The sequence below is a fragment of the Roseovarius sp. SCSIO 43702 genome, assembly GCF_019599045.1.
Lineage (GTDB): Bacteria > Pseudomonadota > Alphaproteobacteria > Rhodobacterales > Rhodobacteraceae > Roseovarius.
This window is the reverse complement of sequence record NZ_CP080623.1, coordinates 3,296,842-3,320,993: the sequence shown is the minus strand read 5'-3', so window position 1 is coordinate 3,320,993 and position 24,152 is coordinate 3,296,842. Positions and strand designations below refer to the sequence as shown.

20 protein-coding genes and 1 tRNA gene are annotated in these 24,152 nt (G+C 65.7%); 10 read left to right on the top strand and 11 right to left on the bottom strand.

The features are described from left to right. Window positions 1-174: 174 nt before the first annotated feature. Window positions 175-462 carry a hypothetical protein gene (locus K1T73_RS16265; protein WP_220601704.1) on the top strand — a complete coding sequence of 96 codons (288 nt, stop codon included), beginning with the start codon at window positions 175-177 and terminating at the stop codon, window positions 460-462. Between the two features lie 37 nt (window positions 463-499). On the opposite strand, the gene uvrB is transcribed toward K1T73_RS16265, so the two are convergent. Continuing rightward, window positions 500-2,695 (bottom strand): excinuclease ABC subunit UvrB, encoded by a 2,196-nt coding sequence (gene uvrB, locus K1T73_RS16260; RefSeq protein ID WP_310794399.1) that lies wholly within the window; start codon window positions 2,693-2,695, stop codon window positions 500-502. A gap of 175 nt (window positions 2,696-2,870) precedes the next feature. Between uvrB and K1T73_RS16255 the strand changes: the two genes are divergently transcribed. Next, the gene (locus K1T73_RS16255; protein WP_220601703.1) at window positions 2,871-3,755 is read left to right on the top strand and encodes a hypothetical protein; all 885 of its coding nucleotides are present in this window, start codon (window positions 2,871-2,873) and stop codon (window positions 3,753-3,755) included. Between the two features lie 54 nt (window positions 3,756-3,809). After that, window positions 3,810-3,885: transfer RNA gene (locus K1T73_RS16250), tRNA-Thr, on the top strand. A gap of 99 nt (window positions 3,886-3,984) precedes the next feature. On the opposite strand, the gene K1T73_RS16245 is transcribed toward K1T73_RS16250, so the two are convergent. The 3 genes from K1T73_RS16245 to K1T73_RS16235 form a co-directional block, all read right to left on the bottom strand. Further along, window positions 3,985-5,250 (bottom strand): ABC transporter permease, encoded by a 1,266-nt coding sequence (locus K1T73_RS16245; protein WP_220601702.1) that lies wholly within the window; start codon window positions 5,248-5,250, stop codon window positions 3,985-3,987. Further along, window positions 5,247-6,056, bottom strand: coding sequence for a taurine ABC transporter ATP-binding protein (locus K1T73_RS16240; protein WP_220603787.1), 810 nt, complete (start codon window positions 6,054-6,056; stop codon window positions 5,247-5,249). The genes K1T73_RS16245 and K1T73_RS16240 overlap by 4 nt, the downstream gene beginning before the upstream one ends. Window positions 6,057-6,134: 78 nt before the next feature. Beyond that, the gene (locus K1T73_RS16235; RefSeq protein ID WP_220601701.1) at window positions 6,135-7,136 is read right to left on the bottom strand and encodes an ABC transporter substrate-binding protein; all 1,002 of its coding nucleotides are present in this window, start codon (window positions 7,134-7,136) and stop codon (window positions 6,135-6,137) included. A gap of 355 nt (window positions 7,137-7,491) precedes the next feature. On the opposite strand from K1T73_RS16235, the gene K1T73_RS16230 reads away from it, so the two are divergent. Next, window positions 7,492-8,466, top strand: coding sequence for a LysR family transcriptional regulator (locus K1T73_RS16230; RefSeq protein WP_220601700.1), 975 nt, complete (start codon window positions 7,492-7,494; stop codon window positions 8,464-8,466). Window positions 8,467-8,473: 7 nt separating this feature from the next. Here the strand turns inward: K1T73_RS16230 and K1T73_RS16225 are convergent, their stop codons facing one another. After that, window positions 8,474-9,997 carry a trimethylamine methyltransferase family protein gene (locus K1T73_RS16225; RefSeq protein ID WP_220601699.1) on the bottom strand — a complete coding sequence of 508 codons (1,524 nt, stop codon included), beginning with the start codon at window positions 9,995-9,997 and terminating at the stop codon, window positions 8,474-8,476. 178 nt (window positions 9,998-10,175) lie between these two features. On the opposite strand from K1T73_RS16225, the gene K1T73_RS16220 reads away from it, so the two are divergent. Genes K1T73_RS16220 through hisD form a run of 4 tightly spaced genes read left to right on the top strand, consistent with a single transcriptional unit; the run spans window position 10,176 to window position 15,103 of the window. After that, the gene (locus K1T73_RS16220; RefSeq protein WP_220601698.1) at window positions 10,176-12,611 is read left to right on the top strand and encodes an FAD-dependent oxidoreductase; all 2,436 of its coding nucleotides are present in this window, start codon (window positions 10,176-10,178) and stop codon (window positions 12,609-12,611) included. 56 nt (window positions 12,612-12,667) lie between these two features. Continuing rightward, window positions 12,668-13,681 carry a D-cysteine desulfhydrase gene (locus K1T73_RS16215; protein ID WP_220601697.1) on the top strand — a complete coding sequence of 338 codons (1,014 nt, stop codon included), beginning with the start codon at window positions 12,668-12,670 and terminating at the stop codon, window positions 13,679-13,681. Between the two features lie 8 nt (window positions 13,682-13,689). Further along, window positions 13,690-13,821: a hypothetical protein gene (locus tag K1T73_RS17945; protein WP_259400322.1), complete on the top strand. Its 132-nt coding sequence runs from the start codon at window positions 13,690-13,692 to the stop codon at window positions 13,819-13,821. A 4-nt stretch (window positions 13,822-13,825) separates the two neighbouring features. Continuing rightward, complete coding sequence (gene hisD / locus K1T73_RS16210; protein ID WP_220601696.1) at window positions 13,826-15,103, top strand: histidinol dehydrogenase; 1,278 nt, start codon at window positions 13,826-13,828, stop codon at window positions 15,101-15,103. A gap of 78 nt (window positions 15,104-15,181) precedes the next feature. Here hisD and K1T73_RS16205 read toward each other — a convergent pair whose 3' ends face one another. The 5 genes from K1T73_RS16205 to K1T73_RS16185 form a co-directional block, all read right to left on the bottom strand. Further along, the gene (locus K1T73_RS16205) at window positions 15,182-15,733 is read right to left on the bottom strand and encodes a DUF488 family protein (protein WP_220601695.1); all 552 of its coding nucleotides are present in this window, start codon (window positions 15,731-15,733) and stop codon (window positions 15,182-15,184) included. Then, window positions 15,733-15,942 carry a DUF2945 domain-containing protein gene (locus tag K1T73_RS16200; protein WP_220601694.1) on the bottom strand — a complete coding sequence of 70 codons (210 nt, stop codon included), beginning with the start codon at window positions 15,940-15,942 and terminating at the stop codon, window positions 15,733-15,735. The genes K1T73_RS16205 and K1T73_RS16200 overlap by 1 nt, the downstream gene beginning before the upstream one ends. A 74-nt stretch (window positions 15,943-16,016) precedes the next feature. Next, window positions 16,017-17,288, bottom strand: a complete 1,272-nt coding sequence (locus K1T73_RS16195; protein WP_220601693.1) for an FAD-binding oxidoreductase — start codon at window positions 17,286-17,288, stop codon at window positions 16,017-16,019. Window positions 17,289-17,292: 4 nt separating this feature from the next. Then, complete coding sequence (locus K1T73_RS16190) at window positions 17,293-19,509, bottom strand: TRAP transporter fused permease subunit (RefSeq protein WP_220601692.1); 2,217 nt, start codon at window positions 19,507-19,509, stop codon at window positions 17,293-17,295. Window positions 19,510-19,609: 100 nt separating this feature from the next. Next, window positions 19,610-20,620 carry a TAXI family TRAP transporter solute-binding subunit gene (locus K1T73_RS16185; protein WP_220601691.1) on the bottom strand — a complete coding sequence of 337 codons (1,011 nt, stop codon included), beginning with the start codon at window positions 20,618-20,620 and terminating at the stop codon, window positions 19,610-19,612. A gap of 118 nt (window positions 20,621-20,738) precedes the next feature. Here K1T73_RS16185 and K1T73_RS16180 point away from each other — a divergent pair, with 118 nt between their 5' ends. Together K1T73_RS16180 and K1T73_RS16175 are read left to right on the top strand one after the other, a co-directional pair. Beyond that, complete coding sequence (locus tag K1T73_RS16180; protein ID WP_220601690.1) at window positions 20,739-21,701, top strand: LysR family transcriptional regulator; 963 nt, start codon at window positions 20,739-20,741, stop codon at window positions 21,699-21,701. Further along, on the top strand, window positions 21,698-22,852 hold the full coding sequence (locus tag K1T73_RS16175) for an amidohydrolase (RefSeq protein ID WP_220601689.1): 1,155 nt from the start codon (window positions 21,698-21,700) through the stop codon (window positions 22,850-22,852). The genes K1T73_RS16180 and K1T73_RS16175 overlap by 4 nt, the downstream gene beginning before the upstream one ends. A gap of 257 nt (window positions 22,853-23,109) precedes the next feature. On the opposite strand, the gene K1T73_RS16170 is transcribed toward K1T73_RS16175, so the two are convergent. Then, complete coding sequence (locus tag K1T73_RS16170) at window positions 23,110-24,147, bottom strand: agmatine/peptidylarginine deiminase (RefSeq protein WP_220601688.1); 1,038 nt, start codon at window positions 24,145-24,147, stop codon at window positions 23,110-23,112. Window positions 24,148-24,152 lie beyond the last annotated feature (5 nt).

Here is a 24,152-nt window from a genome sequence, read left to right as displayed (position 1 = left end):
TCGGCTTGGTAGGTAAGCCATGGTGCGCAGGAACTACGCACCATGGCTGTCCGGCCTTTCGCAAAGCGACGAAATATCCCGAAACGACGCCCAAATATGTTATGGCAGACCTGCGCAGAGAAAGATGCGCGATCTCGAAGACTCGACAACAATAATAATAAGGGAGGATTTGTGATGTTTGCACGTGTTACGCGATACAAGCTGAAACCCGGTGCGCGCGAGGCAGCGATAGCCCAGATGGAGACGATGAAATCCGATATCATGGGCCTTCCGGGGATGCAGCATTTCATCAACGTCGCCAATGAGGATGGCAACGGTTATGTCGTGGCGATCGTCGAGAGCCGCCAGATCTCGGACTCGAACGCGGACAAGGTGGCGGCGCTTTGGGGCCGCATGTCGGAGCACCTGGCCGAAAAGCCGACGGCCGAAGGCTATGATGTCGGAGCGAACTGGTCGAATTGACTGGCAGAAAGGAAGGGGTGCGCCGTGAATGCGCACCCTACCTCTTCCGCCTTTTCACATTCCCGCCCCGCTGCCCCGGACGCCCCGCCGTTGAGCGGCCGCGCCCCTTGACGGCCTCGGCGCTCGCCTTCTCGACTGCTTGCTGGCGCGCGAGGGGGTCGTCGGCGACGGCGAGATCGACCGCCTCGAGCCGCTTGACCTCGTCGCGGAGCCGCGCGGCTTCCTCGAATTCGAGGTTCTCGGCGGCCTTGCGCATGTCGGCGCGGAGCGCGTCGAGATGGGCCTGGAGGTTGCCGCCGATGGCGTGGTCCACCTTCGCCGTCACGCGGTTCATGTCCACGTCGCCCTGGTAGAGACCGGCGAGGATGTCGTCGACGTTCTTCCTGATCGTGGCCGGCGTGATGCCGTGTTCCTCGTTATAGGCGATCTGCTTGGCACGGCGGCGGTCGGTCTCGGCCAGCGCGCGCTCCATCGAGCCGGTGATGCGGTCGGCATACATGATCACGCGGCCATCGGCGTTGCGCGCCGCGCGCCCGATGGTCTGGATGAGCGAGGTTTCGGAGCGCAGGAACCCTTCCTTGTCGGCGTCGAGAATCGCCACGAGGCCGCATTCGGGAATGTCGAGCCCCTCGCGCAAAAGGTTGATGCCCACCAGCACGTCGAAGGCGCCGAGCCGCAGGTCGCGCAGGATCTCGATCCGCTCGATCGTGTCGATGTCGCTGTGCATGTAGCGCACGCGGATGCCCTGCTCGTGCAGGTATTCGGTCAGGTCCTCGGCCATGCGCTTGGTCAGCGTGGTCACGAGCGTGCGGTAGCCATCGGCGGCGACGCGGCGCACCTCGTCCAGCAGGTCGTCCACCTGCGTCTCGACGGGGCGGATTTCGACCATCGGGTCGAGCAGGCCCGTGGGGCGGATCACCTGTTCGGTGAAGACGCCGCCGGTCTGCTCGAGCTCCCACGCCGCGGGGGTGGCCGAGACGAACACCGATTGCGGGCGCATGGCGTCCCATTCCTCGAACTTGAGCGGGCGGTTGTCCATGCAGGAGGGCAGGCGGAAGCCGTGTTCGGCGAGCGTGAACTTGCGCCGGTAGTCGCCGCGATACATGCCGCCGATCTGCGGGACCGACACGTGGCTTTCGTCGGCGAAGACGATGGCGTTGTCGGGGATGAATTCGAAGAGCGTGGGCGGCGGCTCACCCGGCGCACGCCCCGTCAGGTAGCGCGAATAGTTCTCGATCCCGTTGCAGACGCCGGTGGCCTCGAGTATCTCGAGGTCGAAATTCGTGCGCTGTTCGAGCCGCTGCGCCTCCAGGAGCTTGCCCTCGCCCACGAGTTGATCGAGCCGCGTGCGCAGCTCCTTCTTGATGCCTATGATGGCCTGCTGCATCGTCGGTTTCGGCGTGACGTAGTGCGAATTGGCATAGACGCGGATCTGGTCGAAACTGTCGGTCTTCTCGCCGGTGAGGGGATCGAATTCGGTGATCGACTCGAGCTCCTCGCCGAAGAACGACAGCCGCCAGGCGCGGTCCTCGAGGTGGGCGGGGAAGATCTCGAGCGAGTCGCCGCGCACCCGGAACGAGCCGCGCTGGAACGCCTGGTCGTTGCGGCGGTACTGCTGCGCCACGAGATCGGCCATGACCTTGCGCTGATCGTAGTCGTGGCCGACCTTCAGGTCCTGGGTCATGGCACCGTAGGTCTCGACCGAGCCGATGCCGTAGATGCACGAGACCGAGGCCACGATGATCACGTCGTCGCGTTCCAGGAGCGCGCGGGTGGCCGAGTGGCGCATCCGGTCGATCTGTTCGTTGATCTGGCTTTCCTTCTCGATGAAGGTGTCGGAGCGCGGCACGTAGGCCTCGGGCTGGTAGTAGTCGTAGTAGCTGACGAAATATTCCACGGCGTTGTTGGGGAAGAAGCCCTTGAATTCGCCGTAAAGCTGCGCCGCGAGGGTCTTGTTGGGCGCCAGGATGATGGCGGGACGCTGGGTTTCCTCGATCACGCGCGCCATGGTGAAGGTCTTGCCCGTGCCGGTGGCCCCGAGGAGCACCTGGTCGCGTTCGCCCTCGTCGATGCCCTGGGTCAGCTCCGCGATCGCGGTGGGCTGATCCCCGGCGGCCGAGAACTCGGTCACCATCTCGAACCGCTTGCCGCCCTCGAGCTTCTCGCGCCGGGCGACATCGGGGGCGGGGGCGTGCAACATGGGTGGCGCGCTGTCGGAATGGGCGTAGGGCATGGAATGCGGTCCTCTGGGAGTCATCCCCCAATGTGTCGTATTCCGCGCGATCTTCAAGGTCCGGCGCGGGCGCGATGAGGTCAGAACGGGGTCACGTTTTGGCCTTGATCGGCCTGTAGCCTGACGCCAAATCAGGGTAGACACCCCAAGAATGCCCTCGAATGGCAGGAGCGACATGCAGGTCATCATTCACGCCGGCGCGCATATGACGGACGACGAGAAGCTGCTCAAGTGCCTGATGGGCAACGAGCCGGTCCTGTCCGAGCTCGGCACGCATGTCCCGCATCCCTCGACCTATCGCAAGCAATTGCGCGATCTGCTGAATGACGCGGGCGCGACCGGGCTGCCGCCCGCGGACGCCCGCGCGCAGATGATGCGGCACATGGGGCTCGAGGACGGGCCCGAGCCCGAGAGGATCGTCCTGTCGAACCACGGCTTCTTCGGCACGCCCCGCATGGCCGTCAGCACCGGGCAGTTCTATCCGGCGGCGGGCAAACGGATGGAGATCTTCCAGCGGATCTTCGAGGGCGACGACCTCGAACTCTTCTTCGCGCTGCGCAACCCGGCGAGCTTCCTTCCCGCGATGACGCAGGAGACGCGCTATCGCACGGTGTCGGAATACCTGGGCGGGGGCGACCCGCATGACATGCGGTGGTCCGAGATGCTTGAGCGGGTGCATGGCGACTGTCCGCAGGTGCCGATCACGGTCTGGTGCAACGAGGACACGCCGCTCATCTGGTCGGAGATCCTGCGCGAGATGGCCGGGGTGGAGCCGACGATCCGGCTCGACGGCGAATACCTGCTGCTGCGCGAGATCATGACCGCGCCGGGGATGAAGCGGTTCCTCAGCTACATGGACAGCCACCCCGACATGACCGAGATCCAGAAGCGCCGCGTCATCGTGGCCTTTCTCGACAAGTTCGCCGACGAGGAGGCAATCGAGGAGGAGCTTGACCTGCCGGGCTGGACCGAGGCGATGGTCGAGGAGCTGAGCGAGGCTTACGACGAGGACCTCTACGCCGTGACGCGCATCCCCGGAACGACGCTCCTCGCGCCGTGAGGGACCCGCGCGGGATTGCCAAGCGCGCGCCCGCCTGCTAAGTCCGCGCCCGGCGCCCCTATAGCTCAGCTGGTAGAGCAACTGATTTGTAATCAGTAGGTCCGCGGTTCGAGTCCGTGTGGGGGCACCATATAGGCATATCAATGTATTGATTGATCGAGTTTCGATCCACTCCCTCGACCTCTCGCCTTTCCTTCCGTGACGGTTTTCCACCGCCGGGCGGCGCGTCTCAGGTGCGTCCTTTCCAGGGCACCAGCCAATCCTCGGCCTTGCGCATCAGGATGTCGATCGTGAAGCCGATCACGCCGATCAGGATGATCCCCATGAGCACGATGTCGGTCAGTTGGAAACGGCTGGCGACCATGATCATCATGCCCGCCCCTTTTTCGGCCGCGACCAGTTCGGCGGCGACCACGGTTCCCCAGCACACGCCCATGGCGACCCGCGCGCCGGTGAAAATCTCCGGCAGGGAGTTGGGCACGATCACGTGGCGCAGGATCTGCCAGCGGCTGGCGCCCAGCGAATAGGCGGCATGCACCTTGGAGATCGCGACTCCCGACACGCCCGCGCGGGCCGATATCGCCATGATCCAGAGCGCCGCAAGGAATAGCAGGATGATCTTGCCGGTCTCGCCGATTCCCGCCCAGATGATGACGAGCGGGATCAAGGCCAGCGGCGGCACCGGGCGCATGAATTCGACGATCGGATCGAACCAGCCGCGGAACCAGTCGCTGAGACCCATGGCATAGCCGAGGGGGATGCCGATGAGCGCGCCACAGAGAAAGCCGACGATCACGCGGAAGAGCGACCAGAAGAGATGCTCCCACAGGGTGAAGCCCTGGTAGCCCTGGCTCGAGATTTCCTTGATCCGGGCGACGACTGCCTCGGGCGCCGGGAGCCAGATCGGCTCCATCTGCATGCCTGCGTCGGGCACGAAATTCAGCGATCCCTTGGCCGTGACGGTAACGACCCCGTCGGCCACCTCGACCCGGCTTCCGGGGACCACCGGTTTGCCGTCGATGGCGACGATCCTGGCGCCGTCATCGCGCGTCACCTCGTCGTTCTTGTCCACCAGCACGAGGTCCGAACGCCAGGCGGCGAGCGCGATCGAGTCGTCCTTCGCGAAGCCCGACCCCGGCTCCACGGTCTGCGGATCGCCGGAGTCTCCCTCGGGATAGACGCGGGCATGGACCGTCGCATCGTCGCGCGCACCATCCGGCGCTTCCACGGTATAGGTGAACTCCGTGTCTCCGACGAAGGGTCCGGGTGCATGAATGGGCACCCAGTCGGAGCCGGTAAACGCCCCCCAGAGCAGGAAGAGGGTGACGATCGATATGATGCTGGCCCACCGGTCGGGTTTCACGGCGCTTTCGTCACCGAATGTCACGGTCTTGAGCGAGGTGAAATCGTGGCGCACCATCATCCTGCGTATGCCGAGGCGCACGATGACAAACGCCCCGACGAAGGCAGCGATGTAGAGAGCCAAGACGATCATGCCGGAGCCTCCTCGGTGCGGCCCATGATCTCCTCTTCCATGTCCCAGATCATGGAAAGGATCTCTTCGCGCTTCCTGCCGAACTCGGGATCGCGTTTGACGAGCCGCAGATCCTTGCCGACCCCCTCGGCGGCGAAAGGAAGGCGATATTCCTTGTGGATGCGTCCCGGCCGCGGCGCCATGACCAGGAGCCGCTCACCCAGAAGCAGCGCTTCCTCGACCGAGTGGGTGATCAGGATGATCGTCTTGCCGGTCTCCTTCCAGAGGCGGAGCACCAGGCCCTGCATCTTCTCGCGGGTGAGCGCGTCCAGGGCGCCCAGCGGCTCGTCCATCAAGATCACGTCGGGCTCGTTCGCAAGACACCGCGCCAGCGCGACGCGCTGCTGCATCCCGCCGGAAAGCTCGTATACCGACTTTTCCTTGAAGTCGCGAAGGCCCACCACGTCGAGAAGATGGTTCACGTTCTCCATGTAGTCCCGTTTCTTCCGGCCAGCCATCCGTGGTCCGAAACTCACGTTGTCCCTGACGCTCATCCACTCGAAGAGCGCGCCCTGCTGAAACACCATGCCACGCTCGGCCCCCGGGCCGGTGACGGCGTGATCGTTCAGGGTCACGCGGCCCTCGGTCGGCGCGAGGAACCCGGCGACGATATTGAGCAATGTCGTCTTGCCGCACCCTGACGGCCCGAGGACGCTCATCAATTCTCCGCTGTTTATGTCGAGCGAGATATCCTTCAGCGCCTGCACGTGGCTTCCGTTCGGAAGATCGAACCGCATGGAGAGGTTACTGATCGAAAGTGTCGACATACGGCCCCGCGCACCCTTGAGTTGGTCACTGGTCATCAGGTGCGGGCGCACCATCTCGCGCGCCCGCACACAACCCGATCACATGGCGCCGGCCTGTTCAAGCGGGCCTGTGTTGACGTTGCCGGAGTAGTCATCCTTGGCGGCGTCGATGCTGCCGGCCTCGACGAAGACGTCAGCCACGCCCTTCATGAATGTTTGCACCCCGCCGCCGAGCCATTTCTCGCCGAGCTGCTCCTCGATCGTCGGGAAGGTGAAGGTATCCATCGTGGCGGCCGCGTCGGCTTCGTCCATCCCGGCGTCCTTGGCGATGACGGGCAGCATCTTGTCGGTGTTCTCGCCGCTGTTCCACATCCGGTTGGCCTCGGCTGTCACGCTGAGGAACGTCGCGACGACATCTGGGTTCTCGGCGACGAAGTCGGCCGGGCCCGTTGTCGCGTCGAAGATCAGGATGCCCAGCTCTTCCTTCTCGGCGCCGGTCAGCAGGCTGTTTCCGTGCTCCAGCATCCGCCGCAGGCTGCCGCCCCACCCGCAGGCCATGTCAACCGATCCCTGCGCGATGGCGGCAGCGCCTTCCGGCGGGGCCATGTTGACGACCTGCATCGAGCCGATATCGACGCCGAAATGGTTCATCTGCTGGATGAAGCTGAAATGCGCGGCGGTGCCCAGCGGCACGGCGACCTTCTTGCCGGCGAGCTCGCCCGCGCTGTCCTTGTCGATCTCGAGCTCCTCGCGCACGACGCAATTCTCGTTTTCGGAGTAGCTTACGGCAACGTCGACGATTTGCAGGTCCTGACCCGCGCTTGTCGCCACCACGAAGGGCGGCACGCCCTGGCTGACCGAAAGCTGCACGTCGCCCGAGGCCATCGCCGCGCTCATGGCCGTGCCGGTGTCGAACGCGCGCCACTGGACGTTCATGCCCAGTGCCTCGTCATACATGCCTTCGACCTTGGCGTATTGGAAAGGCATCGGCCATTCCTGGAAATAGCCGACGGTGATCTGTTCCTGCGCGGCGGCACCTTGCGCGGCGAAGGTCGCGATGACACTCGCCAACAGTGTTGCCAACTTGCTTTCATGTTTCATTGGTGGTCCTCCTTGTTGTTTTTCGATCTGATCGCTATGGCGCCGGCCGGCCCCGGGATCTTGTTGTATCGTTGCGCCGCGATGCGCTCGTGACGGACTTGCGGAAGCCCTTGCGGCGTCGCACACGAGCCCTTGCCACGTCGTGCCACAGCCCGGTGGCCCCTGCGCCGGCAGGACGGTGACTGCGAATTCCAGTCGAAATGGCTTCTTGCGCGACGAGCATCCTGCTGCCGCGCTCGAGGCTTCCACGGATTGATGCGGGGACCGATGAAAATCCGGTAGGTGGAAGAAATTGAAAATTACGTTTCGTTAATTTAGGAACTAACATCGTTTCGCGATGAGCGGGGGAGGTTCGATGGCTCGCCGATCCACATCCAAAGACCTCAACCTCAAATGGCTCGAGCTGTTTCAGATCTGCGCGCAGAAGGGATCGCTTCAGGCGGCGGCAGAGGAATCGGGCCTCACGATCAGCACGGTTTCGTATCACATTCGCAGCCTCGAGGATCACCTCGGCGTCGAGCTGTTCAATCATGCGCGGCGACCCATGATCCTGACCCCGAAGGGCATGGCCTTTCTACGCAACATCGACCAGGCGCTCCACTCGATCCGCAAGGCCAAGGCCGAGGCCTCGGCCGGGACGATCTCGGAGGCAAGTTTTCTCAGGATCGGAACGATCGAGGATTTCGACAGCGACATAACGCCGGAACTGGCCGTCTTTCTGTCTGCGCAGATGCCGGTTTGCGATTTCATGTATCACACCGACTCGAGTCACTCGATAATCAGGATGCTGCGCGACCGCCAACTGGACCTTGGCGTGACGACCACTCCCAGCGAAACGGTCCGCGACCTGCAGGATCGGCCGCTGCTGCGAGATCCGTTCGTCCTGGTCCTGCCCCTGGTCAACGAGAAATCCCTGACCGAGATCGTTGATGGCCGCACGAAATTGCCGTTCCTGCGGTTCTCCAGCAACCTGATGATCGCGCAGCAGATCGAATCGCAATTGCGCCGGATCGGCATATCCCCGCCTCAAAGGTTCGAATGCAGCAGCCATCAGACCCTCATGGCGATGGTGTCCGCCGGCGCCGGCTGGACCATCACCACCCCGCTGCATTTCTCGCGCGCGAAGCGGTTTCATTCGAAACTCAGGATGCATCGCTTTCCCGGCAAGACCTTTTCGCGCACGTTGGCGATCGTCACCACGCCGGATTGCTCGCGCTCGCTGGTCGATCTTGTGGAAAGCAAGCTGCGCGGCCTGATCCACCAGCATGCCATCGCCCCGTTGACCCAGAGCAACCCGTGGCTGGCCGACAGTTTCGCCCTGGTCTCGTGAGGGGCCATCACGCCTGGAGAATGTCGAACCGGGCTCGGATGTCCCTGTCCTGCTCGACACTCAGGTAAGCGGGGTGATGGTCGCGCAGGATCTCCTGCGCCCGGCGCCTTGCCCGCGACCAGGCGTCCTCGGCGCCTTTGGCGCCCCAGGTTCGCGGTTCGTCCCGATCGGCGAGCGACGGATAGAAATAATCGCGTTCCATCGCGGAATAGGTGTGCGGATTTCCCAGGAAATGCCCCGGCCCAAGCACCGCATCGCAGATCGCGTCAAAGCCGAGGTTTTCATCTGTCACCTCGATTCCCCGCAACGCGCGGTAGTTGTGCGAGTGCATCTCGTCATCCAGCACGAACCCCTCGAAACTGGCGCCCAGAAGCGACGCGGTCATGCCCGAGCTTTCGTAGATCAGGTTGCCGCCGGCGAGGGCGGCCGCCATGGACGTGATACCCTTCTCCATTCCGTATTGCGCATCTATCGCCTTCGCATCGGTCATCGAACAGGCCACCCCCGACGGCAGGCCCAGCCAGTTCGAGAGTTGCGCGGAGGCGGCGTTGAGCACCGCGGTCTCGCCGCTGCCGCCCGAGAATGATCCGGTGCGCAGATCCACGACCAGTGGCCAGTTCGAGAACACCATCGGAAATCCGGGCTGGATCGCATGCACCATGACGAGGCTCGCGAGCGTCTCGGCCAGCGATTGCGCCAGAAATCCCGCCAGCGTCGCGGGGGCGGTCGCCCCGGCCTGCGCGGCGGTGATGCAGGACATCGGGATGTTGTGCCGGATGCACGCGTAGACCACATCGACCGCATCCTCGCCGTAGCGCATGGGCGAGATGACGGGGCTGATATGCGCCTTCATGAAGGGGCGCTTTGCAAACTCGCCCGGCCCGCCCGCGGCGATGTCCAGCATTCCGGCGATGGGCCCCACATGTTCGGCCAGGGTGAAGGCGGTGGCCGTCGGCTTGGTCGTGTTCCTGAGCAGTGCGTAGACGGTGTTCACGTCCAGATCGTAATTGTCCGGGATGTCGGTGGCGATGCAGCAGCGGGTAAACCAGCTGACATTGGCCAAGGTGTCTTGCAGCCGCGTGAAATCGTGCAGATCCGCCAGTGTCGCGGGCCGGTAGGTGCCACTTTCGATGTCGAGCGTCTGGACCGCCGCTCCGCCGGTGCCGAAATAGACCCGGTTGCCGCCAACCTCGATCGAGCGGGCCGGATCGCGCCCGTGTAGCACTAAGGTTCGGGCTGCCTGGTCGATGGCGGCCTCGACGAGTGCGGGTGGGAAAAGGATACGTCCGGCACCGCTATCCTTCGCTCCGACGGCAAGCAGATCGTCCCGCAGGCGCGGTGGCACCTCGCCCATTCCGAGCCGTTCCAGCAAATCGAGCGCGGTGTCGTGGATCCGGTGCAGCTCGGCCTCGGTCAGGGGCTTGTAGCGGCCACCGGCCTGACCGGGCGGGCAAGGGTCGAGCAGGGGCTTGGCCGCGCGCAGTGCCATGCGTTCGCGACGTCCGGTCCGCCTTCCGCGCAGCGGTGTCATGTTGTGCCTCGCCTTGTTTGGAACGAGTGATCCGCACATTCGATCGGCCGCGCAATTCATTCCGACTTACTATCATCCCATCGCAAACTGCATTCGATATTTTGACATTCGCATTGCCGGTCATTGCCGAAGCGATGCCGAGCGCCGCTTACTTCGCCCAGGCATGTCGGAGGGTCAGATGAAATCGCGGACCAAGGTAGTTGTCATCGGTGGCGGGATCGCCGGGTGCTCGACGCTCTATCACTTGACGCAGGAAGGCTGGACCGACGTGGTGCTCATCGAGCGGGACGAGCTGACGTCGGGGACCACCTGGCACTCCGCGGCTCAGGTCACGAATTTCGGGGCCAATCAGACGATGGTCGGTCTCAAGAGCCATTCCATCGCCCTCTACAAGAAGCTGCGGGACGACCCGGATTATCCGGTGGGCTATCATCATGGTGATGGTGGCATCCGCCTGGCCAACACCGAAGCGCAGATGCAGGGCTATCGTCATTTCGCCTCGATGGCGCGCGGCATGGGTGTCACCTACGAGGTGATCGACGCCGAGGAATGCGCCCGCCGCCATCCGCTGATTTCGACCGATAACCTGCTGGGCGGCCTTTGGGATGGCGAAGATGGCGATATCGACCCGGCGCAGCTTTGCCAGGCGCTGGCCTTTCACGCGCGCAAGGCCGGTGCCGAGGTCTATCGCCAGACCAGTGTGACGGGTCTGATCCAAAGGGCCGACGACACTTGGACGGTCGAAACGGACAAGGGCAAGATCGACGCCGATATCGTGGTGAACGCCTGCGGCTACCGCGTGAACGAGGTGGGGGCGATGATGGGCGTGCATCATCCCGTCGCGTCGATGGAGCACCAGTATTTCGTCACGGAGGACATCCCGGCGATCGCGGAGGCGGGCCACCGCATGCCGCTCTTGCGCTGCCCGATCTCGGACTACTACTCGCGCCAGGAGAAGAACGGGCTTCTCGTGGGCTTTTACGAACAGGGCTGCAAGACATGGGGCATGGACGGGATCAGCCCGGACTTCTCCAACGATCTGTGCCCCGATGACCTGGACCGCGTGATGGACGTGCTGGAAGGCGCGTTCGAGCGGATGCTGGTCCTCGCCGAGGTCGGCATCAAGCGCGTCGTCAACGGCCCGATCACCTACACGATCGACGGTGCGCCGCTGGTCGGCCCGATCCCCGGCAAGCGCAACGCCTATTGCATCATCGGCCTGCGCGCGGGTCTGGGCGAGGGCGGCGGGCATGGCTGGCTTCTGGCGCAGCAGATCGTGCATGGCGAGGCGTGCTATGACACATGGGTCATCGATCCGCGCCGGTTTACCGGCCATGCGAATGTCGAGCTGACGGCGCTCAAGGCGATCGAGGACTACCAGAACGAGTTCCGTTTTCATTTTCCGCACGAGCATCGCCCGGCGGGCCGCCCTGCCAAGACCACGCCCCTGACGCCGATCCTTGCCGCCGAAGGTGCGGAGTTCACCGTCGTCAATGGATGGGAACGGGTCGACTACATCAAGCCGGACCCCGATTTTCACCCCACCCTCGGCTTCGATTTCGACGAGGCGACACCCATCGTCGCCGCCGAGATCCGGAACGTGCAGGAGAACGTGGGCCTCTGCGAGGTCAACGGCTTCAACAGGTTCGAAATCACCGGGGCGGACCGGCACAGCTTCCTCGATCGCATGGTCTGCGGCACTGTCACGAAGCGCGCGGGCCGTGTCGGGCTGGGATACCTCCTGAACCATCATGGCATGGTCAAGGGCGAGGCGACGATCGCCAACCTGCCCGCCAGCGACCGGGGGCCCGAACGCGTCTGGTACGGCTCGGCGGCGGCGAGCGAATATCACGACATGGACTGGCTTCGGGCGCATCTGAGGGGCGATGAAGACGTCACGATCCGCAGCCTGACCAATGACCAGACGATCCTCGTGCTGGCCGGGCCCAAGGCACGCGCCGTCCTCTCGGCCTGTTCGCGTGGCGACTGGTCGCGCGAAGCCTTCCCGTGGCTCAGCGTTCGCGAATGTTTCATCGGTTTCGCCCCGGCCACCGTGCTGGGCGTCAGCTTCTCCGGCGAGCTTGCCTACGAGATACATGTTCCGAATGCCTCGCTCCATGCCGCCTACCTGGCACTGCGGGCGGCGGGCGAGGCGCATGGGCTGACAATCTTCGGTGCGCGAGCCGTCGAGTCCATGAGGATGGAAAAGGGTTTCCTGCATTGGAAAGCCGATCTCCTGACGGAGTTCGATCCGTTCGAGACCGGCTTGGACCGGTTCGTCAAACTCGACAAGGGTGATTTCATCGGCAAGGAGGCGCTTCTGCGTCGTCGCGAGACCGGCCCGAACAGGAAGCTGGTGACGCTGACGCTGGACGCCGATCATGCCCCCGCGCGCGGCGGCGCCTCGGTCATGCAGGACGGCAAGGTCGTGGGCACGGTGACCTCGGGCGACTGGGGCCACCGCGTCGGACTGAACCTGGCCTATGCCTTCGTCGAGCCGGGTCTGAGCGGCGAAGGAAGCGCCATGCAGATCGATCTTTGCGGCGATCTCGTGGGGGCCACCGTCATCGCGCCGTCGCCCTATGACCCGGATCACGCGCTGATGCGGGCGTAGCGCCGCATGACCCGGGGCTCGGGTCGGTCACAACTCTCAATCAGGAGGACTCTACCATGCACCTGTCCCGCTTCCCGCGCATCAACCTTGCCCATCTGCCCACCCCTCTGGAACCCATGAAACGCCTGTCGAGGGAGTTGGGCGTCGATCTCTGGATCAAGCGCGACGATTGCACCGGCCTCTCGACGGGTGGCAACAAGACCCGCAAGCTGGAATTCCTGATGGCCGAAGCCTTGGAGGAGGGCGCGGACATGGTGATGACCCAGGGCGCCACCCAGACCAATCACGGCCGGCAGACCGCTGCGGCCGCGGCCAAGCTCGGCTTGGGTTGCCACATCCTTCTGGAGGATCGCACCGGCTATGACGATCCCAACTACAACGGCAATGGCAACGTCCTGCTCGATCATCTGCACGGCGCGACGACGCAGAAGTTTCCCGGCGGCCATGACATGCCCGCCGAGATGGAGCGCGCCGCGGAGAAGAAGCGCGCCGAGGGACACAAGGTCTATGTCATTCCCGGCGGTGGATCGAATCCGACAGGCGCGCTGGGCTACGTGAACTGCGCCTTCGAGTTGCTGGCCCAGGTCAATGAAACGGGCCTCAAGATCGACCGCATTGTGCATGCCACCGGATCATCCGGCACCCAGGCGGGCCTCGTGGCGGGCATGTGCGCCATGAATGCGCAGATCCCGGTGCTCGGCATCGGCACCCGCGCGCCCCAGCCCAAGCAGGAGCAGATGGTCTATGACCTCGCCTGCAGGACGGCCGAGAAGCTGGGCTGTCCCGGCGTCGTCGAGCGCGGGCATGTCATCGCCAACACCGATTACGTCGGCGAGGGTTACGGCCTGCCCACGACAAGCGGCCTCGAGGCGATTCGCATGTTCGCCGAACTGGAGGGGATCCTTCTGGATCCGTGCTATTCGGCCAAGGGGGCGGCTGGCCTCATCGACCTTGCGCGCAAGGGGGAATTCAAGGGTGAACGGGTGGTGTTCCTTCATACGGGCGGCGCGGCGGCCCTCGGGGGCTATGATTTCGCCTTCGACAACAGCGATCGCTGGGTCACGCTCTGATCATGGGCATGATGCTTCGACAGCGGCTTCTGAAGGGGGGCGAGGCGGATCACGTTCCGCTGCCGATCGACACGGGCCGGCGGGTGCCGCCCGTGCGTGCCCGCGCGATCCGCGACCACATCCAGATGAGATCGAGTTGACGCCATGGCCATCACCTATCTGAAATCCGCCGATGCCCGCCCTGCGACCGAGAACAAGGATATTCGGGACATCGTCGCCATCATGCTGGCCAATATCGCGCGCGAGGGCGAGGCGGCGGCGCGCGATTACGCACGGAAACTGGACGGTTGGACCGGCGAGATCGTTCTGTCGGAAGAGGCCCGCCGCGCCGCCTGCGCCCGTGTGCCGGAAGACCTGAAGGCCGACATCCGCTTTGCGCAGGCGAACATCCAGCGCTTTGCGGAGGCGCAGAAGGCGACGATGGGCGAGTGCGAGGTCGAGGTCATGCCGGGCCTCATCGCCGGTCAAAAGCAGATCCCGGTCTCAAGCGCCGGCTGCTACGTGCCCGGCGGGCGCTACAGCCATATTGCCAGCGCGCTGATGACGATCACCACGGCCAAGGTCGCGGGCGTGCCGCATATCACCGCCGTGTCGCCGACCCGCGCCGAGATCGGCATCCCCGACGCCATCGTCTTCGCCATGGATCTTTGCGGCGCCGACCTGATCCTGAATCTGGGCGGCGTGCAGGGGATTGCCGCCATGGCCAGAGGTCTCTTCGGGGGCAGGCCCGCCGATATCCTCGTCGGTCCCGGCAACAGCTATGTCGCCGAGGCCAAGCGTATGCTGTTCGGCGAAATCGGCATCGACATGTTCGCGGGGCCGACGGATTCGCTGGTCGTCGCCGATCACACCGCCTCTGCCGAAACCGTCGCCTGGGACCTGATCAGCCAGGCCGAGCATGGGGCGGACAGCCCCGTCTGGCTGGTAACCACCGACCGGGCGCTGGCGGAGGATGTGATGGCCCGAGTGCCGTCCGTGATCGACAGCCTGCCCGCACCGAACGCAGGCGCCGCCCGCACCGCCTGGGCCGAACGCGCCGAGGTGATCCTGTGCGACACCCGCGAAGAGGCCGCCCGGGTGGCGGATCGCTACGCGCCCGAACATTTGCAGGTGCAGGCCGAGGGCCTGGAGTGGTGGCTGGGCCGGCTCACGGCCTATGGTTCGCTCTTTCTGGGGGATGGAACCACCGTTGCGTTCGGCGACAAGACCTCGGGCCCCAACCACGTCCTGCCGACCAGCGGCGCGGCGCGCTATACCGGCGGGCTATCGGTTCACAAGTTCACCAAGACGGTGACATGGCAGCGCTGCAACGCGGCGGCCTCGCACGAGCTGGCCTTGCGCACCGCGCGCATCAGCCGGGTCGAGGGGATGGAGGGCCATGCGCGCGCCGCCGAATTGCGGTTGAGGCCGCGGCCAGCCTGAGCCTCCAGGCTGTGGTGGCCCGGCAGACGCCGTTTGCCATCGCTCGACGGTAGGGCGCGTCCGGGGGAGTGCGGGGGTCTATGAGGGCGTATCCGCGGCAGCGGCGGGATAGATCACCTTTCCGTCCCCGGTCCTGGTGGCCGAGGGCGTGGGAGTGGCGGTCTCCTCGCGCTTGTTTCCCATCAGGTGAAAGACGTCCTTCCCGTCGAGAAGAAGGTAGTCCGCGATGATGCGGCGGTGGCACCGCCACCAGACGGCCTCCGAACACATGATGGCAACCCGACGGTCCCGGCCGAGCTCGAGAAGCTCGTCGTAGGACCGGCCGAACCGATCGGACAGCGCGTAATCCGCGTAATTGTGAAAACTGCGGTTCCGCCAGAACGCATTCAGCGTATCCGGAACCTCGGGCTGGATCTTTCGCCGCCCGCCGAGATCTGGAAAGTGACGATAGCCGATCTGGTAGCGTCGAAGGTCGTCCGGCAGGCTGTCGATATTGAAGGCGGGATTGCTGCGCGACCGGGGAAAGCTGCGCACGTCCGCGATCACCTGCACCCCGGCGGCGCGCAGGATGTCGACGAATTCCTGCAAGCTCCGGTTTGAATGACCGACGGTGCGGAAGCCGCTCGCCATCAGTCGATCTTCGTCAGCGTATCTTCCTTGTGGGCCGCGACATGATCGGTCTTGTCGCTCTCGATCTCGTATTGCGGATCCTCTTTCGAGGCGCGCCGGGTGTGACCCTTGTAGTCGAAATCGCTGGTGTGGATCTTCGTGATCCTGCCGGTCACGTAGCCCGCCTCGGAATTCCATTTCACATGGTCGCCGACCTTGAACTTGGTCATGACATCCTCCTGCCTTGCCTGATACCTACCCATAGCCGCCGCCGGGGTTCCCCGCGGTTCTCGGATAACCCGCGTCAAGACGTCCATGACGCGCGCGCCGCTCGGTCGAAGCGGTCGGCCCGGTAGGGGGCGAGCGGGGCGTTGGGCGTGGTGCCGGTGAGGATCTCGGCCAGTATCTCGCCGGATTTCGGCGCCATCATCAGCCCGTAATGCGAGTGTCCGAAATTGACGTGCAACCCCGGCAGGCCCGGCACGGCGCCGAGGACCGGAAGGCTGTCGGGGAAGGAGGGGCGGCGGCCCATCCAGAGGGTCGGGCGCGCCGTGTCGAGCCCCGGCAGCGCCTCCTGCGCAAGGCGGATGAGGCGCGCGTGCTTGCGCGGGTCGGGGGGCGCGTCGACATGGCCGAACTCGGCCTGACCGGCGACGCGCAACCCGCCCTCCATGGAGCTTGCGACGAATTTCGCGTCCGTGTCGGTGACGGAGTTCGCGAGGGTGATCCCCGGGTCGGCGAATTCGACGTGATAGCCACGCTCGGCCACGAGCGGGAGCCGGAGACCCAGCGGCGCAAGGAGGCGCATGGACCAGGCGCCCATCGAGACGACGACGCGCGGGGCGTCATAGGTGCCATCGGCGCAGGTGATCCGCCAGCCCTCGCCGGAGCGGACGAGCGCGCGGGTCTCGGAGCGGATCACCTCGACGCCCATGCCGCGCGCCTTGTCGGTCAGCACCGTGGCGATGCGTCCGGGGGCGAGGGCGCGGGCCTGGCCATGGATCAGGAGCGCGGCCTCGAACCGGGGCGATAGGGCGGGTTCGAGCCGCCGGAGTTCGTCCGCGCCGATGATCTCGAGTCGCGCGCCCTTTTCCATCCGGATGCGCGCGTCGAGCGCGTCGAGCGTGGCGCGGGAAGACTCGCGGAAGGCGTGGACATAGCTGCTGTCGACCAGAAGGCCCTCGTGGCCGGTGCCCGAGAGGTGGCGGCGGTAGAGATCGACCGAAGGCGCGCAGAGGACAGACATCGCGTCGGCCACCTCGCGGACCCGCGCCTCGGAACCGTTGGCGAGAAAGCGCAGCCCCCAGGGGATCATGCGCGGCCAGAAGCCGAGGCGCACGCCCAACGGGCGGTGGTGGCCCCACATGAGCCGGGGCACCTGGCGCCAGAGACCCGGCATGGATTGCGGGATCACCGACCAGGGCGAGATGACGCCCGCGTTGCCGTAGGAGGTCTCCTGCCCCGGATCGCCCCTGTCAACGAGGCGCACGGGCACCCCGCGCTCCGCCAGCGAGAGGGCGGTGCAGATGCCGACGATACCGGCCCCCAGCACCGTGACGGGCGCGTCCGTCGCCATGGGCTCAGGCCGGCGCGGCGTTGACGCGGCGCTTGGCGATCACCTGCGAGATGATCGCGGGCGCGGCGATGATGAGCGCCACGAGATCGGCCTGGAGCGAGGGCGCGATGAAGACGATCCCGGCGAACCCCATGAGCCAGCGGAACACCACGTTCATGGGCGTGAGCCAGTAACCCACCACGGCCGCCGAGAGCGCGATGACGCCCATGATGCAGGTGGTCGCGGTATAGGTGAACTCCCACAGGTCGAAGCCGGTGGAGGATACGATGAGAAGCACCGGCGCATAGACGAAGGCCATCGGTGCCACGACCTTGCCCAGCCCCAGCGTGAAGGCCGAGATGCCGGTGCGGAACGGGTTCGAGTTGGCGATGGCGGCGGCGGCGTAGGCCGAGGTGCAGACGGGTGGCGTGATCTCGGCCACGACGCCGTAGTAGAGGACGAACATGTGGCTTGCGATGGGCGGGATACCGAGCTGTGCCAGCGCGGGCTGCGCCACGGAGACGAGCATGATGTAGAGCGCCGTCGTCGGCACGCCCGCGCCCATCAGGATGCAGGCGAGCGCGATGAAGACGAGGCTGAGGAACAGCGTGAGATCCTGCACCGAGAAAAGCTCGAACGCGCCGTAGGTGAAAAGGGGTGCGAGGTCGTTGCCGAGGTTGGTCGCCGCCTGCGTCACCATGAAGCCGATGCGAAAACCCACGCCGGTGGTGTTGATGACACCGATCACGATGCCCACCGCGGCCGAGGCCGCGCCCACCGCGAGGGCGTATTTCACCCCCGTCTCGAACGTATCGCCCATCTCTTTCAGGCCGATGCGGTCCTGCGGGTTGAGCGCGCCCAGAAGGGCGGCTGCGACGAGGATCCCCGACATGGTGAAATCGAACCCGCCGCCCATGTATTTCCATATGACGAAGGCGATGAAGCCGACCATGTAGACCAGCGACAGCGGCTCCTTCCAGCGGCTCATCCCCGCGATGAGCGCGAGCGAGATGCCGCAGAAGGCCGACATGTAGGGCGTGTAGCCCGAGAAGAGCACCACCAAAAGCCCCACCAGCGGCACGATATTGGCCCAGCCGTCGCGCCAGACCGCACCCAGCTTGGGCAGTGCTTCCTTCGCGAGACCCTGGAGACCCAGCTTGCGCGCCATCAGGTGGACCACGGCGAAGACGCCGACGTAATGCAGGAGCGCCGGGAAGATCGCCGCGATGACGATGGTGGTGTAGGGCAGTTCGAGGAACTCGGCCATGATGAAGGCCGCCGCGCCCATGATGGGCGGCGTGATCTGCCCGCCGGCCGAGGCCGCGGCCTCGACCCCGCCCGCGAAGTGGCCCGGATAGCCCAGGCGCTTCATGTTGGGAATGGTGAGCGCGCCCGTCGAGACGGTGTTGGCCACCGAGGAGCCGGAGATCGTGCCGAAGAAGGCCGAGGAGACCACCGAAACCTTGGCCGGTCCGCCCGTGTAGCGCCCGGCGAGGATGGTGGCGTTGTCGATGAAGAGCTGCCCCAGACCCGTGCGCTGCGCGATGACGCCGAAGAGCACGAAGTGGAACACGATGGTCGAGACCACCCAGAGCGTGACGCCGAAAATCCCCTCCTGCGGGAAATACATCGAGCTGACGAAGGTGTTGGGCTTGACGCCGGGATGCTGAAGGATGCCCGGAAAATAGGGGCCGAAAAGCGCGTAGGAGATGAAAAGGCAGATGATGGCGGGCAGGATCCAGCCCAGCGTCCGCCGCGCGATGTCGAGCACGAGCACGATGAGGATCACGCCGAAAAGCATGTCATAGCCGTTCGGATTGCCCATGCGGAAGGTCATTTCCTCGATCCCCAGCGCCGGAATGCCGCGCCACGCGAGCCCCACGTAGAGCGAGGCCGCGACGCCCAGCACCATCAGGATCACGTCGAAGAACGGCACCCCGCCGAGGCGCAGCGCGCCGGTGTTGAGATCGAAGGCGGTGCGCGTCTTGACCAGCGGGTAGAGCGCGTAGATGAGGATGAAGAGGCCCGACAGGTGCCAGCCCATGTGCCAGAAATCGGCCGGGAGGGCGAAGCCGGCGGTGAGGTAGTGATAGACCGCGAAGGTCAGCGCCACGTAGCGCAGGAAGGCGGCGAAGCGGGGGCTGACCGAGCGCGTGGCGGCGCCCTCGTCGTATTTCTGCTCGATGGCCGAAAGCTCTTCGGCTGTCAGTTCCTCGGCCACGTCCTTGCTGCCGTTCGTCATGGCTTGCCCCTCCCGCTTGTGCTTTTGCCGGTGCCCGAGACGGAAAGGGGCGGCACGTGTCACGCGCGCCGCCCCCTCGCCGATCGTCAGGCAGGCCGGATCACTCGATCATGCCTTTTTCCTTGTAGAACCTCTCGGCCCCCGGATGAAGCGGCACGCCGAGGTTCATGACCCCGTCGAGCGCCGTATCGAGGGTGATCTGCTTGCCCTTGGCATGACCGTTGTCGAGAAGGTTGCGCGTGTTGTCGTTCCAGAGCGCCTCGGTGATGCCGTAGACCAGGTCCTCGTCGAGGTCGGAGGACACGATCAGAAGGGCCGACACGGCGGGCGTTTTCACTTCGTAATCGACGCCTTCGTAGACGCCCGCGGGGATCGTGGACGGGATGTAGGCCGGGATGGCCTCGTTGATCTTCTGGAGATCCTCCTCGGAGAAGCTGTGCAGTTCCATCCCCTTGGTGGTGGCCAGTTGCACCATCGCGGCGACGGGCCAGCCGGCGGCGTAGAAATAGGCGTCGAGCTGACCGTCGGCGAGGCGTTCGGCGGACTGGCTGTTGTTCAGTTCGGCCTCGTCCATGTTGTCGCGGTTGACGCCCCAGAGTTCGAGCATCTTGAGCACGGCGACCTGCGTGCCCGACCCGGCCTGTGCGATGCCCACGCGCTTGCCCTCGAGGTCGGCGAGGCTTTCGATCGACTGGCCCTCGGGCAGGACGAGGTGCAGATCCTCGGGATAGAGGTTGGCGACGATGCGCAGCTTCTCGTGCGGCTTGCCCTCGAACGTGCCTTCGCCGAGATACTGCTCGCGGGTCACGTCGGCGGCGGCGAGGCCGGCCTCGAGCTCACCGTTCTGGACGGCGGTGTTGTTGAAGACCGAGGCGGTGGTGGATTGCGCGATGGCGATGAGACCCGGCACGCCGCACTGGCCGCCTTCCTCGCAGGGGCGCGAGCCCGGGGGCGAGGAGATGCCGTTGGCGATGGTCCCGCCGATGGGGAAGTAGGTGCCGCCCGCGCTGCCGGTGCCGATGCGGAAGAAGGTGGGTTCCTGCGCGAGACCGGCGCCCGCGGTCAACCCGAGCGCGAGGGCCGCCCCGGTAAGTTTCGAGAATAACGTCATATTTTCCTCCCAAATGAGTGGCATGGGCCACGAGTCATCCCGCTCACCGTAACGGAGGGCGGAATAAATGCAAATTTGAATATCTTTTGTTTCGATAGAATTGGGTTATCATTTCGGGATGAATTTCTCGCAGCTTACAGCCTTTCACGCGGCCATGACCTCGGCCTCGCTTTCCGACGCGGCGCAGAAGCTGGGGCGCACCCAGCCGGCGGTGAGCGCGGCGATCCGGGCGCTGGAGGATCAGCTTGGGCTGACCCTCTTTCAGCGCGACGGGCGCAAGCTCAAGCCCGTGCCGGAGGCGCATTACCTGCTGACCGAGGCGAGCGCGCTTCTGAGCCAGATGAGCCGGGTGCGCCATACGATGCAGAGCCTGCGCGAGGGGCGGGCGGGGGCGCTCAGCATCGCGGCGATGCCGGGGCCGGTGTCGATGCTGTTCCCGCGCTTCGTCGCGCGGCACATGAAGGAGGACGCGGAGATCACCGTGTCGCTCTCGGCGCGCAGTTCGGTTCAGATCGCCGAGCTGGCGCGGGCGCAGAGCATCGACTTCGCCTTTGCCGACGCACAGGACACCCCCGAGGCCGAGACCCTCTACGACGCCGAGATCCTGTCGGGCCGGTGTTTCGTCGCGGTCCACGGGACGCATCCGCTGGCGGAGGCGCGCGCCGTTTCGCTTGCCGATCTCGACGGCATGCCGATGGGCGCGCTGCAGGCGGGGCATGTGCATCAGCGCGAGGTGCTCGAGGCGTTCGGGGCCAGGGGGCTGCGGTTCCGCCCGGTGATCGAAAGCCAGACCTTCCTGCCCATCCTGCAATTCGTGATAGCCGCAAAATGTTGCGCGATCCTTGACCCTCTGACCGTTGCACATGTTAACGCGGCGGGCGCTGCGATGGCGGATGTGACCATCCGTCCGCTGGCCGAGGACCTTCGCTATCGCTATGCGATTCTCGCGCCGCGGTTCCGCCCGGTCTCGGTCTTGGCCGAGACGATGCGCGCGGCGTGGCGCGAGGAGGTGTTGCGCCTGATGGAGGAACTGGGGAGCGAGCCGCGCGTCGAGACGCCCCCGGACGGAGAGGATGGATGACCGATTTCGCCGACAGGCTGACCGCGATGCGCCGGGCGTTCCATCGCCGGCCCGAGACGGGGTTCGACCTGACCGAGACGCGGGCGCGGGTGGCCGAGCGGCTGCGCGAGCTGGGGGTCGAGGTGCACGAGGACGGGGTGAGCGTCGTGGGCGTGCTGAGCGCCGGGCGGGGCAACGACACGATCGGGTTGCGTGCCGACATGGACGCGCTGCCCATCTCCGAGACGGGCGCGCGCGACCACGCGAGCGAGGTGCCGGGCCGGATGCATGGCTGCGGGCATGACGGGCACATGACGATGCTTCTGGGCGCGGCCGAGCGGCTGGCCCGGGCGCGCGATTTCGACGGCCGGGTCGTGTTCCTGTTCCAGCCGGACGAGGAGAACGGGCGGGGCGCGCAGGCGATGATCGAGGCGGGTTTGCTGGAGCGGTTCCCGATGAGCGAGGTCTACGCGATCCACAACCTGCCGGGCGCGCCTCTGGGCGAGGTGTCGACGCGGGTGGGGCAGATCTGCGCGTCGGAAAGCCTGTTCGAGATCACGCTCGAGGGGCAGGGCGGACATGCCTCGATGCCGCAGGCGGGGGCCGAGGTGATGACCGTGGCCGCCGAGATCGTCCTTGCGCTCCAGACGGTGGTGGCGCGGCGCATGGCCCCCGGCGCGGGGGTCGTGGTGTCAGTGACCGAGATCGAGACCGATGGTGCGCGCAACGTGCTGCCGGGGCGCGCGGTGCTGCGGGGTGACGTGCGCGCAAGGGTGCCCGATGACCGGGTGGCGGTCGCGGGGTTCATGCGGCGGATCGTCGAGGGCGTGGCGGCGGCGCACGGGGTGAGGGCGGGCTTCGGTTTCGAGGCGGCCTTCGTCGAGGCGATCAACGCGGCCGGCCCGACCGAGGCCGTGCTGCGCGCGGCGCGGGCCGAGGGCCTGACCGTGATCGCGGATCGCGAGCCGATGAGCTTCTCGGAGGATTTCGGGCAGTTCACGGCGCGCGTGCCGGGGTGCCTGCTGCTTCTGGGCAATGGCGAGACGGGCGCGCACGGGCGGCCGCTGCACGCGCCGGACTATGATTTCAACGACGCGCTGCTGCCCATCGGCGCCGCGTTCTGGCACGCGCTGGTGCGGGACCGGCTGCCGCGACGCGGCGCGCGGGATTAACCCGTCCTGACGGGATGTTAACGGACCGGGACGGCATGTGCGGGTCTCGTACCGCGAATCGGCGCGCGGGGCCTTGGTTAACAGGGGTTACGGGAGCATTTCGCAACGTCGGTATCCACGTCGGTATCCACGTCGGTATCGCGTCGGTGCGCAGGCGGTCCGGAGGCCGGTTTAACGGTGCGCGCGGTCGGGAAAGGTCAGGTATGCTGATGTGAATATCGTGAAATTTTAGGGCGAAATTTCACGACCGTTTCGGATCACCCCCGCCCCGCCGGCTCCTGCTGGGTGATGCAGTGGATGCCGCCGCCGCCGATGGCGATGGCGGAGACGGGGACGCCGAGGATGCGGCGGGCGGGGAAGAGGCCCTCGAAGATCTCGCGCACCTCGTCATCGGTGCGGATGCCGTATTCGGGCATGATGACGGCATCGTTGCAGATGTAGGAATTGACGTAGCTGCGGCAGAACCGGTCGTCATGTCCGCCGCTGTCGGCGTCGGACGCCTCGGGGATGCGGACGAGCGTGATCGGGCGGCCCCGTGCGTCGGTCTGGCCGGTGAGCGCGGCGATGTTGTCCTCGGCGATGCGGTGCCATTCGCCCGCATCGGGCGTCAGCGCCTCGACCATGACGACGCCGGGGGCCACGAAGGCGGCGATGCCGTCGACATGCCCGTCGGTCTCGGTCTCGAGCGCGTTGCCGGGGAGCCAGATCACCTTGTCGCCGCCCAGCATCTCCTTCAGTTCGCTCTCGATCGCGTCGCGCGTCCAGTCGGGATTGCGGTTGGCATTGGGAAAGCAGCTTTCGGTGGTGAGGATCGTGCCCTCGCCATCCACGGCGATGCCGCCGCCCTCGGCCACGAGATCGGAGGCGAAGGCCCGGACGCCGGCGGCGTCGAGGATCACGGAACCCGCGGCATCGTCGCCGTCATGGGGGTGATACTTGCCGCCCCAGGCGTTGAAGCGGAAGGAGACGCCCGCGCGCTCGCCCGCCGCGTTCACCAGGAAGCACGGCCCCGCGTCGCGCGCCCAACTGTCGTCGATGGGCGCCTCGAGCAGGTCGATATCGGCGCCCAGCATGGCGCGGGCCGTCGCGGCGTCCTCGGGGCGGACGAGCATGGTGAGCGGCTCGCAGTCGCGGATCGCATGGGCGACGGCCGTGTAGGCGCGACAGGTGGCGGCCATGTCGTCCCAGACCTCGGGTCGGGAGGGCCACATCATCCACGTCCGGGCGTGGGGCGCCCATTCGGCGGGCATGGAGAAGCCGGCCGATTTCGGCGTGAGTCGGGCATGGCGGGTCATGGTGG

Excerpts from the sequence above, each read along its gene's own strand:
- K1T73_RS16265 (WP_220601704.1), top strand. The coding sequence starts at position 175 with ATGTTTGCACGTGTTACGCGATACAAGCTGAAACCCGGTGCGCGCGAG.
- uvrB (WP_310794399.1), bottom strand. The coding sequence starts at position 2,695 with ATGCCCTACGCCCATTCCGACAGCGCGCCACCCATGTTGCACGCCCCC.
- K1T73_RS16255 (WP_220601703.1), top strand. The coding sequence starts at position 2,871 with ATGCAGGTCATCATTCACGCCGGCGCGCATATGACGGACGACGAGAAG.
- K1T73_RS16245 (WP_220601702.1), bottom strand. The coding sequence starts at position 5,250 with ATGATCGTCTTGGCTCTCTACATCGCTGCCTTCGTCGGGGCGTTTGTC.
- K1T73_RS16240 (WP_220603787.1), bottom strand. The coding sequence starts at position 6,056 with ATGTCGACACTTTCGATCAGTAACCTCTCCATGCGGTTCGATCTTCCG.
- K1T73_RS16235 (WP_220601701.1), bottom strand. The coding sequence starts at position 7,136 with ATGAAACATGAAAGCAAGTTGGCAACACTGTTGGCGAGTGTCATCGCG.
- K1T73_RS16230 (WP_220601700.1), top strand. The coding sequence starts at position 7,492 with ATGGCTCGCCGATCCACATCCAAAGACCTCAACCTCAAATGGCTCGAG.
- K1T73_RS16225 (WP_220601699.1), bottom strand. The coding sequence starts at position 9,997 with ATGACACCGCTGCGCGGAAGGCGGACCGGACGTCGCGAACGCATGGCA.
- K1T73_RS16220 (WP_220601698.1), top strand. The coding sequence starts at position 10,176 with ATGAAATCGCGGACCAAGGTAGTTGTCATCGGTGGCGGGATCGCCGGG.
- K1T73_RS16215 (WP_220601697.1), top strand. The coding sequence starts at position 12,668 with ATGCACCTGTCCCGCTTCCCGCGCATCAACCTTGCCCATCTGCCCACC.
- K1T73_RS17945 (WP_259400322.1), top strand. The coding sequence starts at position 13,690 with ATGATGCTTCGACAGCGGCTTCTGAAGGGGGGCGAGGCGGATCACGTT.
- hisD (WP_220601696.1), top strand. The coding sequence starts at position 13,826 with ATGGCCATCACCTATCTGAAATCCGCCGATGCCCGCCCTGCGACCGAG.
- K1T73_RS16205 (WP_220601695.1), bottom strand. The coding sequence starts at position 15,733 with ATGGCGAGCGGCTTCCGCACCGTCGGTCATTCAAACCGGAGCTTGCAG.
- K1T73_RS16200 (WP_220601694.1), bottom strand. The coding sequence starts at position 15,942 with ATGACCAAGTTCAAGGTCGGCGACCATGTGAAATGGAATTCCGAGGCG.
- K1T73_RS16195 (WP_220601693.1), bottom strand. The coding sequence starts at position 17,288 with ATGGCGACGGACGCGCCCGTCACGGTGCTGGGGGCCGGTATCGTCGGC.
- K1T73_RS16190 (WP_220601692.1), bottom strand. The coding sequence starts at position 19,509 with ATGACGAACGGCAGCAAGGACGTGGCCGAGGAACTGACAGCCGAAGAG.
- K1T73_RS16185 (WP_220601691.1), bottom strand. The coding sequence starts at position 20,620 with ATGACGTTATTCTCGAAACTTACCGGGGCGGCCCTCGCGCTCGGGTTG.
- K1T73_RS16180 (WP_220601690.1), top strand. The coding sequence starts at position 20,739 with ATGAATTTCTCGCAGCTTACAGCCTTTCACGCGGCCATGACCTCGGCC.
- K1T73_RS16175 (WP_220601689.1), top strand. The coding sequence starts at position 21,698 with ATGACCGATTTCGCCGACAGGCTGACCGCGATGCGCCGGGCGTTCCAT.
- K1T73_RS16170 (WP_220601688.1), bottom strand. The coding sequence starts at position 24,147 with ATGACCCGCCATGCCCGACTCACGCCGAAATCGGCCGGCTTCTCCATG.